Genomic DNA, 15,525 nt, shown 5'->3' with positions numbered 1-15,525 from the left:
CCGCGATGAAACTTTATATGACCGTTATCTTCATCTTGTTTGTCTGGCTGCTGTCGCAGCATAGCGCTACTCCAGCCCACGCGCCGCTCGCGCCTGACGAACACCAAGCTTTACAGCAGTTGCTTGGACCATCCATTAGGCAAGCCGTCTCAGACTATTACGGCCAGCGGAAGGGCTACAGCGTCATTCGGGTTAGCCGCCCCAGCCCTGCAATCGTTACCGTCGAGCTTTCAACATTCCAGCGTGTGCAAATGCCGCCTTTCGGCTTCGATCTGATTACATTCCGGATCGATCCCGTACCCGTACATAAACAGGCAACCCCTGAGCTCATCCGCTATCTGCACAAAGGAGACGAGTGGGAGCATAAGGTTGAACGGTTTCGGAGTACGCTAATAAATGAGCTCTTGAATGCCTTCCAGCTCAATAACGATGACCGAACATCTCAGCCTTATAAATGGCCCGAGCTTCAGTACCAAGCCGAAACGAACCGCCAGCTTCGTCCGCTGGTTTCCTGTAGTGAGCGTGTTATGAACCAGTACCTGCCGCAATATGATTCCGGTTATAAAAACACCTTGTCACCTGCTGTGCTTCTTAATGAAACGAAACGTCTCGGCTATATGTTGCTTAAACAGACGGACGGAACCAATATTGCAATCAAGCTGCGAAAGGATCGGCTAAAAGGCTGGCTATGCGGTTCAGCCGAACAAAAACCTGGACAGCCGATGGCGAAAGAGCTTCTGTGGTATATGGAGTAGCTATTTCTTCCGGATCGGGTACAGGGTGAAAAACAGAACGGCCAGCAGCAGTGCTGCGATCGGGATCAGGCTAAGCATCGAGCGGAAGCCCAAGATCGCAGCATCGGTCTGGTGCACAGCGTCCTTTACATAATGCGAAGCTTCCAATACAATCCCTGTCGTAAGCGCTTGCAGTGAAACACCCCAACGGACGATAAATCCGTTCATCCCAAAATACATCCCTTCCCGCCGTTCGCGGGTCCGCTTCTCATCCTCGTCGATGACCTCGGAGAGCATAATTTCGAGCAGCACCATCAGTCCAGCAAGCCCGATGCCGACTAAACCAGCCGTGACGGCCGCAGCCGCAAGCGTCGTGACGAAGAGAAAAGGAATAAGTGCAACCATATAACAAATGACAGCCATAATAATGGTTTGGCGCGGCCCCCACCGTTGAACGAGTCTCCCCCATATATAGACGCAAGGGATGGCAACCAGAAAAATAGAGCCAAGCAAAATCGTACTGCCGTTATCCTCTGCGCCTAGAACGTATTTGGCGAAAAACGGGATCGTTGCCGGCAGCAGCGCAAAGGTAAATTGCACAAGCAAGCTTCCAATTACATAATAGACAAATGCTTTGTTGGAAAATGTGTAGCGAAGTGCACTCCAGAAGCCAATCGTCGCCTCCGACGCGTTCCCTTTCTCTTTACTGCCCGCTAGCATGACAATGAAGAATAGCAGTGCGATAGCGCCGAAAATAACGCCCATCACGCCCCATCCCAGCTTTCCGTAAATAAGCGGGGGCAATGCGACGCCGACAATCATGCCGATAATTCCCAGCATTTGACGCCAAGAGGATACGGCCGCCCGCTCCTTGATCGTAACGAACAGCTCTGGGAACAGGGCCGAATAATTGAGCACGACCATGACAAACAAAATATCATAGGCCAGAATGACGATAAGGAAATACCAGAAAAGCGCCGCACCCGTTCCAACCGGAAACCACATTGCGGTAAACAGCGCCGCCAGCGGCACCATCCCGAACAGCATATACGGCACTCTTCTTCCCCAGCGTGATTTCGTCCGGTCGGATAAATAACCAAATAAGGGATTAAGTAGCGCATTCACGATACCGTGAATGACCATAGCCGTTGTGATCAGATAAGGTCTAACGCCCAATACGTCTACGTAGTAGAACACGATGTACGTTGCAAATGCTTGCGCGATTAAATTGACGGATAAATTACCCGAGCTATACGCGATTTTGCGGCCTAACCCAACCTCTGCCATCGACTTCACTCTCTTCCCGTTTCTATAGTGAAACTTGTTTTACCATCCGTTTGTACCGGTGGCCGCTTACTTCCAGCTCACCGTCCTCCGTATAGCCCATCTTTACATACAATGCATAAGCCCGGTCATTGTATTCCTCAACGATAAGCGTGGCACGGTCATAGCCTCCCTTTGCCGCCTTGAGCTCAAAAGCAGCCATTAGTGCTTTCGCAATGCCAAGCCCCTGATAACTCTCATGCACAGCAATAGTGTCCAAATAATACTCCCCCGGTCTGGTCTCTTGCGTAATCGCATAGCCTGTCCGCCCGGTTTCCTGTTCGATTCTCTCGATAAATGGCCGATCAAGCGCTTCGGCATCGTCACCTCCGTAACTGATTAGAATACCTGCTACTTTGCCATCGCGTTTATCCACGATAACGTTCCGGTAGCTGATCCGGTTGCCTTCCTTTTCGTAAAAGGCGGCTAAGATGTCCATTGCTTCCTCTTCCCCGTCAACGCCCGCAAGCGAGCAAGCGATTGAGCCGATCGCTGAATGCATCAACGGCATCACCTCAGGGCCATCTTCCTTCGTTGCTTCTTGTATCATTTGTACACTGCCTCCTTCTTCTGCTAAAAACCAATGATGTTTTGTTCTATTTTACCGCGATACACACTTGTCTATCATGCTATAATCAAGCACAGGTGATTAACAATATGACAACGAATCAAAAAGGGACAAACAATTATACTTATTTTAAACGTCCAATAGGCATTGTGAATAAAAACTTCCCTGCTGCCGTAAGGGCATCGGCCGACACCAGCACAGAGCTGGTCGCCCCAACAGAAAGCGATGCATCCTATTTCCGTTCGTTGGAGGCGCATGGCATTCAGCTCAATGCACGGCAAATTGCTGCCGTCCGTCATCACGACGGGCCGCTTCTGACGATTGCCGGAGCCGGATCTGGCAAAACTTCAGTGCTTGTATGCCGCGCTGGCTATTTGCTATCCGTTCGCAGCGTACAACCCCACCGGCTGCTGATGATGACCTTCTCCAAGAAAGCCGCGGAAGAAATGCGCGAGCGTATTGCCAAGCTGCCAAATATCGGCGATCATGCGGCATCAGCTATTGAAGCGCGGACCTTCCATGCTTTTTGCCTGCTGCTGCTTCGGCGCAGCGGATATAAACAAGCTATTCTCGGAGAGACCGGACGCAAACAGCTGTTTTTCAAAAAGCTGCTGCGCGAGCGGAATTTGCATGAGACGTACCAGGCTGAAACCTTGATTGCTATGTTATCCGCATACAAGCTTGAAATGATCGAAGCGCAGGATCTCCCGGAAGGCGACGAGGAGCAGCGGCAGCTTAAGCAGTTGTTTCTGAGCTATGAAGCTTGGAAAAGCGAAGCGCATCTCATCGATTACGACGATATGCTGCTGGAAGCGTACAAGCTGCTGCTTCGGGAAGAACGGCTGCTTCAATCGCTCCAAAACCGCTTCCGTTACGTTATGATCGACGAGTTTCAAGATACGAATAAAGTGCAGTACGCACTCATTAAATTGCTCGTCGAGCCCAGTCGCAACTTAATGGTTGTTGGTGATGACGATCAGACCATCTATTCATTCAACGGCGCTCGCAACGATTATATACTGAACTTTGAGCAGCAGTTTCCCGGTGCCCGCAGCGTCGTCCTCGACGTCAACTACCGCTCCGGCTCTGGAATCGTTGGTCTCGGAAACGCGATTATTCGTCACAACAAACAGCGGCGAAGCAAGACGCTGCAAACCGCCAAACCGCATGGCGCGCCGCCGGTCTTTGCGCGTCCGGGCAACTCCGACGATGAAGCGGAGCTGATCGTGAACACCATTATCGCCAAGCAGGCCAAAGGCAATTGCAGTTACGGCGATATAGCGGTTCTGTTCCGGACAGCGAGCAGCAGCCGCGCCGTGTTCGATCAGCTTGTCATCCGCCAAGTGCCGTTTATCGACTATGGCGGCGGAGATTCCTTTTATGAGCAGGGCATCGTTCGTCCCGTCATCGCTCACCTGCGCCTTTCTATCGAACGGCGTAATTTTGATGCCATGGAAGCTATGCTGGCGACGATGTACGTGAAGCCGGATCAGGCGATGGCCTTTATCTGGAACGAAGAGAAAAAACAGGCGAAAAAATGGCCGCTCATTCATTTGACCCGTTTTCCGATGATTAAGGAATTTCATAAAGAGAAAATCAAAGAGCGGATTAAGCTGATTCGTTCGCTGGCGGCGATGCGGCCTGAAGCGGCTATTAAACTTCTGCGGACAAGCTTCTATGATCAGTACCTGGAAGCGAATAAAGGTCAAGCCGCGCTAACAGAACACAAGGAATCGCTGAAGGAAATGCTCGATGAGCTGGAAGCGGCGGCCAAACGATTCGAGCGCATTGAGCCTTTTCTCGCTTTTATCGATGAGATTGCAGCCAAGCATGAGGAAATGAAGCTGTTAAAGCTTGACCCGCGCAACGCCGATGCTGTCAACTTTATGACGATCCACAAGTCGAAGGGTCTCGAATTTCCGGTCGTCTTCGTATGCGGCGTCTCGGAGGGCATTTTGCCCCACAGCTCAGCATTGTCTGCCGACAAGAACAGCGACCGCAGCGTCCTGCAAGCAGGCGACAACAAGGCGGAGGCCGCGCTGGAGGAAGAAAGGCGTCTTGCATACGTTGCCGTTACCCGGGCGCAGGAAGAGCTGTATATCAGCTCCCCCGCCTATTATCGCGGCAAGCCGGCTGCCGTTTCACCGTTCTTATTGTCCGCTTATGAATAGCACTCATACCAAGATTACTACTTTATAATGATTAAGCTTGGCCGGTTCTCTGGAACACCGTTCGCACGAACCGGCCAATGTTATGAATAGCTTGTTGAGCCTCCGGGAGCATATAAGCGAGAAGCTGAAACACACTCCACATATCCTCCCATATCTCCAGCTCTACCGTAACATCCACCGCTCTTGCCCGATCAGCCAGCCTTATCGCATCACTTAGCAGCACCTCATCATTCCCTGCCTGAATCAATAAAGGAGGCAGCCCTGACAGATCCATTCTTAATGGCGAAAGCAGAGGAATTGGTTTATGAGAATGGCCGCCTAAATAGGCATCCAATAGGGCAGTGTTTGCCTCCAGACTCCCTGTGGGATCAAGCTCAGCCCTCGTACGATACGACTCCCCATCCAAATGGACAAGGTCGCTGTGAGGCGACAATAAAAAAGCTCCTGCCGGCATCTCTTCGCTATTGTCCCGCAATGACAGGAGTGTCATGAGTGCAAGACTTGCTCCGACAGAATCGCCGCCTAATATAAGGTTTGATGGCTTATATCCGTCCTCGATGAGCCTGCGGTACGTACTCAGGCAGTCCTCATTAGCAGCCGGGTAGAGATGCTCCGGAGCCAGCCGGTACTCCACGATCAGCACTTTAATGCCGCCTGCTGTTGCAATTCTCGCACCTAGATCGCGATAAGCTTCGCAAGTGCCCGCGATAAATCCTCCTCCATGATAATAAATAATGGCCTGCTTCTCCTCATTCGAAGAAAGGTTTTCAGGGATGATCCACTCGGCTATCAGCTCCCCGATTTTTTCCTTACGGATGGTAACATGGTCAGGATGGGGAATCTGAGCTGCGGACGCCGCCATTTGCTGCCTGATCTCACTTACGGTTTTATTTTCAAACCGGTTGTTTTGCTTCAAGTACTGTTTAATTGCGGCAAGCTGTTCCTTACTCGTCTTGTTCATCATTGTACCTCCTACAGGGAATAAGGCTAGTTTAAAGCCTGTAGCGGGGTACAAAGTCAAGTCCATCTGCTACTCCATGTTTAGCGCTCGAAGCGTTGCTTGCGTTCCGGGATGTTTATCTGCGGCCTGCAAATCTTGCCTCAACTGCTCCAGCATGTCTGCCGTTTGTTCCCTTTGGGCAATTTCCTTGCGGATTTTATTCGTCTTCTCATCAATTACTTTGAGAAAATCATGAATATCGATTAAGTTTTCTTTCGATTTCACTAACGCCTTCTGAATCTCTTTCAACGTGAAACCGCAGGATTTAGCATTTTGGATGAGGACTAACTGCTCAAGCACTTCTTCGGTGTAGAGACGATAGCCAGAGTCGGAACGCAGCGGCGGAGCAATTAATCCCAGCTCCTCGTAATACCTTAAGGTTTCCGCATGTACGTTCGCCAGCTTGGCCACTTGCCCTCGCAATAAACCTGTAATAGCCGCCATTCCTTCCTCATGGAATTTATTAAGAATAAGTGATGAGACCATTATTGCTGCGGAGCCGGCTCCAAAGCTTCTACAATCAATCTCTCTGCTTCAAAACGGTAGGTAATCGGCAGCACCGACAGCTTGATAAACACCTGCTCCTCATAACCGAATAACGGAACGCCCTTACTGTAATCCACTGAACAGCGCAGCTCAAGCTTATCGGTATTGGGAAATTCAAAAGAATACCGGTTTCCAAACTGCGACATATACCGCACAAAAGCTCTTCCCCGCACATATTTCTCGCCATCTAACTCGATTACTGGATACTCTGATCCATCGACTGGAGAAATCGTAAGGGAGCTAGAAGTTACCGCTAATTGGGGAGTAGCATGAATGATTCGTTGAAGCTGCTCTTTGCTGGGAGGCAGTCCTAACTGCCGGTCATACATCGCTTTCAACAATAAAATCAATTCTCCTAGCGATATTAGAACAAAACCGCCGAATAAGAGAACTCCCCCGACCCATGGACTGGCTGCAAACAAACAGATGACACCGACGGCCAGGAAAGCAAACCTACAAACTTTTGAATACTATAGAACAATTTCAAATCCCCCTCTCCGCATAAAAAAAAGGGACCGGCCCTCTGCAGCCTGTCCCTTCTCTTCGTTGTCTAGTTATTCTGCCGGTGCTACGAATGTGCGCTGTGCAAACTCTGCGTCCAGCATATAGAAAGCATTGCTGTCCTTATCAATCCGTTTCAGCTTCTGAATGATGCTGTCGAACAAGGATTCTTCCTCTACCTGCTCGTCGATGAACCATTTCAGGAAGTACATCGTAGCGTGCTCACGATCATTCAATGCCAGATCGGCGAGATCGTAGAACCGTTTCGTGTTTTGCTGTTCATGCGCGTAACCGTGCTCGAACGCATCCAGCATCGAAGCGTACTCGTTTTTCGGATCGCCCAGTCCCGTCAGTGTAGCCCGACGATTACGGTCATTCAGAAACTTATATATTTTCATCGCGTGAAAACGTTCTTCTTCAGCCTGAATAATAAAGAAGTTGGCGAAGCCCTCAAGGCTTTCGGCCGAACAGTAGGCTGCCATTGCAAGATACACATGCGCCGAATAGAATTCGAAATTCATTTGATCATTTAGAGCTTCTGCTAATTTGTCATTCATCGCTTATGCACCTCATCTTTTCAAGAATTATCTATATTCTACCACAAAAAAAAGGGACGGCAAATGCCATCCCTCCTGTTAATTTATCCGATCATTCTTTTCAGTTGTTTATATAGCTTATCGGCGGAATCGGCTTTCACCGTCTCCGATTTGATCATCACGAAACACTCGTGCTTGCATGTCCTGCAGTTGCCGAGACAATCCTTTTTCTTCATCTCAATCTCGGGATATTTCGACTTCATCGCCTTATAGACAGGCTTTGTCCCGTTATTCTTCATATTGCGCGAGCAATACTTGATCTTCTTCATCCCAGTCACCCCGCAACCGCATGCAAACTCAACGGTGTATTACTCAAATGATATTAATTATCATTCCCGTTGTCAATAGCGGGGGACAAGATGACCGCTTTATTTTTTCAACACATCCAGTCCTTTTTTCAACTGCGTGTCTTCCTGCTCCAGCTTTTTGTTCAGCTCTTCAAGCAATCGATAAGCGGTCTTATCATTAAATGCGCCGCTTGCCGTCAGCTTCTGATCGTTCTGGAAGCGGCGCAGCGCCTGCTCCGTCTGTGCATCAAACAGACCTGGCTGGCCCGTATCTGCGTAACCCAGCACATTCAGCATCGTCTGAAGCGTCTTCACATCTTCGCCATAGCTTCCCTTCTTCATGTCGCCTCCGATTGGAAGCGGACGAAGCGATGCATAGCTCGGGAGTGCAACGACGACATCCGGTGTTACTCCGGCTTTATGAATCCATGTACCGCCAGGCGTTTTCCATTGCGCTTCCGTCAAGCTGAGCACCGAGCCGTCTTTAAACTGCTGAAACGCCTGCACGACGCCTTTGCCGTACGTTTTCTCCCCGATTACCGTGGCTCCTGCAGACTCCTTCAGCGCGGCCGTCAGCACCTCACTGGCGCTTGCGGATTGGCCGTTGACAAGCACTGCAATCGGAATATTCCAAGGCTTCTCCTGCTTGGATTTGTACGTAATGACCCGCTTATCGTTTTTATAGACGACCTGCAGCACCGTTTTTCCTTTCGGTACGAGGATATCGGCGATTTGAAGAGTCGATTGCAGCAGGCCTCCAGGGTTGGAGCGCATATCGAGCAGCAGCTTGTTCATGCCTTGCTTTTGCAGCTTGGCAACCTCCGTCTCGAATTCATCGCCCGTCTTCTGGGCGAACCGGCTGATCGTAATGTGGCCTACCCCGCCCTCCAGCATTTCCGAAGTGACCGTGTGAACCGGAATCGCTTCCCGGATCAGCTTCACCTCAATGGGCTGCAGCTGATTGCCGCGCTGAAGGGTAAGCTTCACTTCCGTACCTTCTTCGCCCCTCATCAGCCCGATCAATTGCTCGTATTTTTTGCCGGCCATCTTCTCGTCGTTCACTGCAACGATCGCGTCCTGCAGCTTAATGCCGCCCCGCTCCGCAGGTGCGCCCTTCGTCAAGGCACCAACAACAAACAATCCGTCCTCTTCCCGGACCGTTATGCCAACACCTGAAAACTCGCCCTCATAGCCCTGTGTATAGGCATTGCCTTGCTCCTTAATCAAATATCTGGAGTAAGGGTCCTCCAGCGAGGCCACCATTCCTTGGGAAGCTCCATTAATGAGATCCTCCGCCTTGGCACCGTTCAAATAATCGTCCATGATCGTCTCGTAGGAAACGGCAAAATTGCGGAAAGAGGGTTCGCGAAGCATCGGATACTTATAGCCCATCCACAGCCATCCGATCCCGAATCCGACCGCCGCAAATACGACCGCGCCTAACACCGCAATCGCGATCGCTCTTTGTTTCATCACTTCATTCGTAAAATATTTCACTTTCCGTCACTCCCGGTTCTTGTATGTCCTTCTAAATGTAGCTCACCTGAGGGCGACGAAGCAAATAGCCGCGGCCATCGTCTTATCCGTGCGCTTGCATTCCAATGCATTCATTATACCCTATAATAGCCAGTGGCTTGTAGGCCGTCCTATTTTTCGCTACAATCAGGCTAGTTATAGAGAGAGGAGCTAGACTGCGCTTATGTATAAATTAATTGCTATTGATGTAGACGACACCCTATTGAATGATGACCTGATCGTGACGGAAGGAACAAGAGCCGCACTTGAGCAAGCCATTGCCCAAGGCGTAACCGTTACGCTTGCTACAGGCCGGATGTATGCTTCCGCCCGCAAAATTGCCGACCAGATTCAGCTGAACGTCCCAATTATCACGTATCAAGGATCGCTTGTTAAGACGCTGCTGGACGGACAAGTGCTGTATGAACGGAGCGTTCCAACGGAAATCACGAGACTGCTGTATGCTTTTGCCAAGGAAAAAGGATTGCATCTGCAGTTTTATGTCGATGATGTGCTGTATGTCGCCGAAGACAATGACCGTGCTCGCGCTTACTCGGCATTGTCCAAAATCCCTTACGTCGTTGCCGACGATGTTGAAGCGCTGCTGGACAAGCCAAATACGAAGCTGCTCATGATCGACGAGCCCGCTTATTTGGATCAAATCGCGGAGGAATTAAAGCCGCTGATCAGCGATAAGGTGCATATGACAAAGTCGAAGGCACATTACCTGGAATTCACACATAAAGAAGGAACGAAGGGACATGCCCTCCGGTTTATGGCCGAGCATTTAGGCTGCTCGATCGAGCAGACGATTGCCATTGGCGATGCCTGGAACGACCGCGAGATGATCGAAGCCGCGGGACTTGGCGTAGCCATGGGCAATGCCGTTCCCGCACTTAAGGAGCTTGCCAATTACGTGACCTTCAGCAACAATGAGGACGGCGTGAAGCATGTGATCGACAAATTCGTGCTGCAAGCCGAATAGATTGCTATAAGCGAAAAGGCAGGCAGAGTATCTCAGATTGAGATCCTATGCCTGCCTTTTTATTTTCCAGTGACAACCTCTTCCGACGGTTCATATCGGTATTGAGATTGTTGTTTTTCTGGGAGGAACGTATACCACAATAAGCTGGCTTGTATTTTTCTAGCCTTATATACGTTGTTATTAGAATCGGTGATGTCAATCGAATTTGTATGAGGATCGATGGACGTGCCTATGACGAGAGTTCGGCCGTTAGCATTCGTTAACGGAACAAAAGCATGGGTTAACGTGTCGGTTACTCCTTTCTCTGTGAGCTTCTCATACTGTTCTCTGGAAATGAAAGGTGTTGTGACCTCCCCCTTCTTCAACCATTTCAGACTGCCCTCCTCCTCATTTAGAACCCCGGCTTCCCATACCGTCGTTTTTTCGTCTGATTTGATAACCTTAGTGAGCACTAATATCTGCCGGTTATCCAACAACTCTTGATGAATAATGGAGCGAGTTTTATCAGGATCAAATTTATTAATGATTCTTAGGGTCCGCTCTTCTGATGGCATCGTAATCGCTTTACTTTCTGCCGCCTTCGGTGATTGCATGAACGGCAAGTTGAACCAGGATACCCCAATTAAGACAGTTAAGCTAAGCAAAACAGGAATCAGCCATTTGAAATGATTCTTTTTTCTTTCACCTTGAGCCACTCTTTCTTTTATCTGCTCAACTTGTTGGACCGTAACTCTTCGCGGTTCCGTATAAGGCTCCCTCCGCAGTGAGTCTTCAAAGTTGGTTCCCGGCATCATTCTTCCTCCTTCCACTTCTTTCTCATTTGAGCCTTGGCCCGGTGCAGCCGTGATTTCACAGTTCCTTCCGCAATGCCGAGGAAATCAGCGATGTCTGCAATCGACAACTCGTACTTGATCTCTAGAATAATAACCTCCCGATGCTTTAACGGCAGTTCGAGCATATTCTCCCAGACTGCATCCAGCTTTGTTTTTGCGAAAAATACACTTTCGGCCGATGCCGATTGTCCGGAATGCCTAACAGAGGCAACAGGAAATATTTTTCGAAAAAACGCAGATTTCAACTGGTTCATCGCCACGTTATGACATATTTTCAACAGCCATGTTTTTACAGATGCTTGCCCCCGAAACTTGTCCAGCCCAAGAAGGGCTTGAACGAAAGTATCTTGTGCCACATCATCTGCCAAATCATGCTTTTTCGTTAATACGAAAGCATAATTCCAAATATCAGTCCAATATTTAGCGACAATCAGCTCGATCTCCATCGGCCCTGCGCTTACAAGTGTCGCAAGATAATTCTCCTGAGCAGCCTTGGCTGTTTCAGCTGTTTTCATTTCCTCACCTCCTATTAAACAGACAACTGACTAGCCGGAAAGTTCCATTCTTCTGAAAATAAAAAAGCTAACAAAGCCTCTTAGAGGGGCTTTGTTAGCTTTTTCAATCTTGCTTATATGCCCGCCAGCACCTGATACCAGACGCCGCGCTTGGAATAAAGCGTCTTGCGGACTTCCTTCCATCCGCCAAGATAGCTGATATCGAACATGCCTTCAGGTTCGACATATCGTCCCTTCGTGTCCGCCGCAGCCTTCTCTTCCACCGGTCGGAATCCGTAATCGGCCAGAACACGCTGTGCTTGCTCGCTTTGCAGGAACGCGACGAACGCCTCTGCCGCTTTGCGCGTACCATGCTTATCAACGTTTTTGTCGACCACCGCAGCAGGATTCTCAATCAATATCGTATCCCGAGGAATGACGATATCATATTTCACGCCTTGCTTAATGCGGGACAACAGTTCGTTCTCGTAGGTAACGATGACATCGCCCACGCCGTATTCAAACGCCGCCATCGAGGCTCGGCCGCTCTTGTCGAGAGATTCTACGTTCGCATGGATCGACTTCAAATAGTTTTTCGCATAAGCCGGATCGGGCTTGCCTGTCTCTTCCTCTGACTTTTTAAGCCCGGCGCCATACATCGCATTAATATCCCACTGTGCCCCTCCCGAGGTTTTCGGGTTGGGATACAGCACCTTTACGCCATCCTTGGTCAGATCATCCCATCCGGTAATGCCAAGCGGATTGCCTGCGCGCGTGCCGAGAACGACGATCGATCTCGTAATCATCCCAGCATGGGGTTGAGCTTTCCAGTCATACGTTATAAATCCGGCGTCCACAACTTTATCGATATCACCTTCCATCGCAAGGACTGCGACGTCAGCCTCAAAGCCCCCGGCAATTGCCCGGGCTTGTGTGCCGGATGCTTCGTACGATTGCTGGAACACGATTTTCTGTCCCGTCTGCTGCAGCCATTGCGCCTGGAATTGCGGCAGAAGCTCCTCGAAAGCATCCTTCACGACCGAATAGGCACCGATTACAAGCGTCAAATCACCGTCTGGAGCGGAAGATGCGGCATCATTCTGCTCTTTGCTGCTGCCGCAGCCCGCCGCCAATGTCAGCAGCAGTGCCCCGGCAAGCAGCAGAGCGAGCATGCGCCTGCTTGTTCCTCGATTATTTATCATTAGAGTACCTCTTTAGTTTTCGATTAAATGTGGACAGGCATCGGATCGGTCTTCAGGCTGTTTTCTGCAATCCAGCTATCGTTATCATTAAATAAATAAGCGCGGTGAACGAGTACATTTACGAAATCGCCGGGACGAAGCACTTCCTTCTCCAGCGAGCGATACGTAATCAGCTTTACATTGCCGACCAGCAGTTCAACGAGCCATTCGCTGCCGCGGAAATGAACATCCTTCACGTTCGCATCCAGCGTAGCTGAAGCGAGCTTAATTTCACCCGGTCTGCCAATTTCGATATATTCGGGACGAATAAGTGCTTTGGTGCCCGGATGATCCGCAGCCGCCGATTCAAAGCCTTTGAGCACGGACAAGTCTTCTACGACGGTCGACTCGCCGATGAAGCTGGCGACGAATGGCGTCTGCGGGTTTTTGTATATTTCCCACGGCGTTCCTTTTTGCTCCAGCTTTCCTTTGCCGATGATCATAATCTCATCCGCGACTTCAATGGCCTCGTCCTGGTCATGCGTGACGAAGATCGACGTAATACCGACGCGTTCGATCATCTCCTTGAGCCAGGTACGCAGCTCGGTACGGATCTTCGCGTCAATAGCGGCAAACGGCTCGTCGAGCAGCAGCAGCTGCGGCTCTGGCGCAAGTGCGCGGGCAAAGGCAACGCGTTGACGTTGTCCGCCGGATAGCTGATGCACATAGCGATGCTCGAAGCCCTTCAGTCCCGTCAGCTCGACCAGTTCCGTAACACGCTGACGAATCTGTTCCTTGGACTGCTTCTTGACCTTCAAACCAAAAGCAATATTGTCAAACACCGTCATATGCTTGAACAAAGCATAGTTCTGAAACACAAACCCGATGCCCCGCTCCTGCGGAGGCAGATCGTTGACGCGCTTGCCATGGAACAAAATATCGCCGGACGTAGGTGACTCAAGGCCCGCCAGCATTCGCAGTATCGACGTTTTGCCGCCGCCGCTTGGGCCGAGCAAGCCGATCAGATGGCCTTTCTCGATTTCAAAGCTGACATTTTGCACGGCGTTGAAATCACCGAAGCTTTTGTTGAGGTTGCGGACTTCGATATGCATGGCTAATGCACTTCCTTTCGTTTTTTGGCCCACTCCATGAGCAGCAGCAAGCCTACCGAGAATACGGCCAGAACGAGCGCTACGCCATTGGCGGCAACCACATTGAAATTTTCCACATCTTGATAGACGAGCGTCGTAGCTGTTTGCGTTTTATTCATGATGTTGCCGGAAACGACCAGTACAGCGCCGAATTCGCCAAGCGAACGGGCTACCGTCAATACGACACCGTAGATGACACCCCAGCGGATAGACGGCCAAGTCACTTTCCAGAACGTGTACCAGGAATAAGCGCCAAGCGTCGACGCTGCTTCCTCCTGCTGTGCACCGATCTCCTGCAGCACCGGCAGCACCTCGCGTACCATGATCGGGAAAGTAACGAACAAGGTTGCGAGAATCATGCCAGGCAAGGCGTATACGACCTTAAAGCCGGCATCCTCGAACAAGGCGCCAATGACGGTACTTGGACCGAGCAGCAGCACGATCATCAAGCCGCCGATTACAGGCGATACGGCAAACGGAAGATCAACGAGACTGTTGAGCAGCCTCTTGATCCTTGGACCAATCCATTGCGCCCGAACAAGATAGAGCGCCAGCATGACGCCAAACATCGTATTAATCAGCGTCACCACGATCACGATAATACCGGTCATACCAAGAGCATGAAGCGATTGGGGACGCATAAGCGCTTGGGTGAAACCGCCCCAGCCGTCTGCCCAAGACCCTCTAACGATTTCAATCAGCGGAATTATTAAAAGTATGGTAAAAATCAAATAAACGGCGGTTATCCATAACCTGCGTATCGTCACTGGCCCGGCCTCCTTGATTGAATCAGGTTGACCGTCCACAAGATGAGAAACGATAGCGTCAGCAGCAGCACAGATACTGCGGCCGCCCCTTGCGGATTATCGCTTTCAATCTCTCCAAAAATATAAACCGATGCGATGAGCGTCTTGCCCGGAATGTTGCCGGCAACGAGAACGACTGCCCCGAATTCCGCCAGTCCGCGGGAAAACGCCAGCATCCCCCCGCTTAATATGCCAGGGAGCATCGATGGGAAAATAATGCTGAAAAAAGTGCGGGCACGAGTAGCCCCCATCGTATAGGCCGCTTCCTCCTCCGACTTGTCGAGCTCCTCCAGCAGCGGCTGTACCGCCCGAATAACGAAGGGAAATGTGACGAATACCATAGCAATGACGATGGCCGGCTCATGGAATACAATTTCGAAGCCCAGCTTTGCGGCAAATCCCCCTACAAGGCTGCCTGGACCAAGCAGCAGCAGGATCATTAATCCCGTTACAGCGGTCGGAAGCGCGAAGGGCAAGTCTACCAAGCTGTTCAATAGATGTCTGCCGGGAAAACGGTAGCGGATGAGTACCCAACTAATCAGCGTACCAATGAGCACATTGATGACGGTTGCAATAACCGCCAGCTTCACCGTTAGAAGCACTGCTTTCCAAGCGAGGGGGTCGGATATGCTTTCCCAAAGCGGGTGCCATCCGAGTGATAATGATTGCGAGTAGATTCCTAGAATAGGCAGAACGATAAGGATGACAAAATAGAGCATGACCGTGCTGCGAAACCCGAAGCTCCACAGCTTGCCGCGAAACATGACATTCACTATGCCTTAACCTCCAGACCATCGGCTCGTGCCGTAGGATGATGCCTAAAACCATTCATTA

The 15,525-nt window shown here is 50.4% G+C and carries 17 protein-coding genes; 3 read left to right on the top strand and 14 right to left on the bottom strand.

Annotated features, from left to right (window positions below; all coding sequences use genetic code 11):
• The first annotated feature begins 5 nt into the window (after positions 1–5).
• Complete coding sequence (locus IEX98_RS18345) at positions 6–755, top strand: DUF3888 domain-containing protein (RefSeq protein ID WP_188890650.1); 750 nt, start codon at positions 6–8, stop codon at positions 753–755.
• Here IEX98_RS18345 and IEX98_RS18340 read toward each other — a convergent pair whose 3' ends face one another.
• Both IEX98_RS18340 and IEX98_RS18335 read right to left on the bottom strand, forming a co-directional pair.
• Positions 756–2,021 (bottom strand): MFS transporter, encoded by a 1,266-nt coding sequence (locus tag IEX98_RS18340; RefSeq protein ID WP_188890649.1) that lies wholly within the window; start codon positions 2,019–2,021, stop codon positions 756–758.
• Between the two features lie 22 nt (positions 2,022–2,043).
• Positions 2,044–2,607 carry a GNAT family N-acetyltransferase gene (locus IEX98_RS18335; protein WP_188890648.1) on the bottom strand — a complete coding sequence of 188 codons (564 nt, stop codon included), beginning with the start codon at positions 2,605–2,607 and terminating at the stop codon, positions 2,044–2,046.
• A gap of 107 nt (positions 2,608–2,714) precedes the next feature.
• Between IEX98_RS18335 and IEX98_RS18330 the strand changes: the two genes are divergently transcribed.
• On the top strand, positions 2,715–4,796 hold the full coding sequence (locus IEX98_RS18330) for an ATP-dependent helicase (RefSeq protein WP_188890647.1): 2,082 nt from the start codon (positions 2,715–2,717) through the stop codon (positions 4,794–4,796).
• A gap of 31 nt (positions 4,797–4,827) precedes the next feature.
• Here the strand turns inward: IEX98_RS18330 and IEX98_RS18325 are convergent, their stop codons facing one another.
• From IEX98_RS18325 to IEX98_RS18300, 6 genes are all read right to left on the bottom strand, one after another.
• Complete coding sequence (locus tag IEX98_RS18325) at positions 4,828–5,760, bottom strand: alpha/beta hydrolase (protein WP_188890646.1); 933 nt, start codon at positions 5,758–5,760, stop codon at positions 4,828–4,830.
• 66 nt (positions 5,761–5,826) lie between these two features.
• A complete protein-coding gene (locus IEX98_RS18320) occupies positions 5,827–6,240 on the bottom strand; it encodes a MerR family transcriptional regulator (protein WP_188890645.1) in 414 nt (137 codons plus the stop codon).
• Between the two features lie 41 nt (positions 6,241–6,281).
• Positions 6,282–6,683, bottom strand: coding sequence for a hypothetical protein (locus tag IEX98_RS18315; protein WP_188890644.1), 402 nt, complete (start codon positions 6,681–6,683; stop codon positions 6,282–6,284).
• A gap of 213 nt (positions 6,684–6,896) precedes the next feature.
• Positions 6,897–7,400 (bottom strand): ferritin, encoded by a 504-nt coding sequence (locus IEX98_RS18310; protein ID WP_188890643.1) that lies wholly within the window; start codon positions 7,398–7,400, stop codon positions 6,897–6,899.
• A gap of 83 nt (positions 7,401–7,483) precedes the next feature.
• Positions 7,484–7,708, bottom strand: coding sequence for a DUF1450 domain-containing protein (locus IEX98_RS18305; RefSeq protein WP_188890642.1), 225 nt, complete (start codon positions 7,706–7,708; stop codon positions 7,484–7,486).
• A 99-nt stretch (positions 7,709–7,807) separates the two neighbouring features.
• On the bottom strand, positions 7,808–9,223 hold the full coding sequence (locus IEX98_RS18300; RefSeq protein ID WP_188890641.1) for a S41 family peptidase: 1,416 nt from the start codon (positions 9,221–9,223) through the stop codon (positions 7,808–7,810).
• Between the two features lie 202 nt (positions 9,224–9,425).
• Here IEX98_RS18300 and IEX98_RS18295 point away from each other — a divergent pair, with 202 nt between their 5' ends.
• Entirely contained in the window at positions 9,426–10,226 is an 801-nt protein-coding gene (locus IEX98_RS18295; RefSeq protein WP_188890640.1) for a Cof-type HAD-IIB family hydrolase, read from the top strand.
• A 59-nt stretch (positions 10,227–10,285) separates the two neighbouring features.
• Here the strand turns inward: IEX98_RS18295 and IEX98_RS18290 are convergent, their stop codons facing one another.
• From IEX98_RS18290 to cysT, 6 genes are all read right to left on the bottom strand, one after another.
• Positions 10,286–11,020, bottom strand: a complete 735-nt coding sequence (locus tag IEX98_RS18290; RefSeq protein WP_188890639.1) for a hypothetical protein — start codon at positions 11,018–11,020, stop codon at positions 10,286–10,288.
• Positions 11,017–11,574: an RNA polymerase sigma factor gene (locus IEX98_RS18285; RefSeq protein WP_188890638.1), complete on the bottom strand. Its 558-nt coding sequence runs from the start codon at positions 11,572–11,574 to the stop codon at positions 11,017–11,019. The genes IEX98_RS18290 and IEX98_RS18285 overlap by 4 nt, the downstream gene beginning before the upstream one ends.
• 113 nt (positions 11,575–11,687) lie before the next feature.
• Entirely contained in the window at positions 11,688–12,755 is a 1,068-nt protein-coding gene (locus tag IEX98_RS18280) for a sulfate ABC transporter substrate-binding protein (RefSeq protein WP_188890637.1), read from the bottom strand.
• Positions 12,756–12,778: 23 nt separating this feature from the next.
• Entirely contained in the window at positions 12,779–13,846 is a 1,068-nt protein-coding gene (locus IEX98_RS18275; RefSeq protein ID WP_188890636.1) for a sulfate/molybdate ABC transporter ATP-binding protein, read from the bottom strand.
• A gap of 2 nt (positions 13,847–13,848) precedes the next feature.
• Positions 13,849–14,646, bottom strand: a complete 798-nt coding sequence (locus IEX98_RS18270; RefSeq protein ID WP_188890797.1) for a sulfate ABC transporter permease subunit — start codon at positions 14,644–14,646, stop codon at positions 13,849–13,851.
• Positions 14,647–14,648: 2 nt separating this feature from the next.
• Positions 14,649–15,455, bottom strand: coding sequence for a sulfate ABC transporter permease subunit CysT (gene cysT / locus IEX98_RS18265; protein WP_188890796.1), 807 nt, complete (start codon positions 15,453–15,455; stop codon positions 14,649–14,651).
• Positions 15,456–15,525: the final 70 nt, after the last annotated feature.

Origin of the sequence: Paenibacillus radicis (ex Gao et al. 2016) (assembly GCF_014641555.1) — a bacterium.
Taxonomy (GTDB): domain Bacteria; phylum Bacillota; class Bacilli; order Paenibacillales; family Paenibacillaceae; genus Pristimantibacillus; species Pristimantibacillus radicis.
The sequence above is the reverse complement of the archived record's forward strand: the minus strand, read 5'-3'. Positions and strand labels throughout refer to the sequence as shown.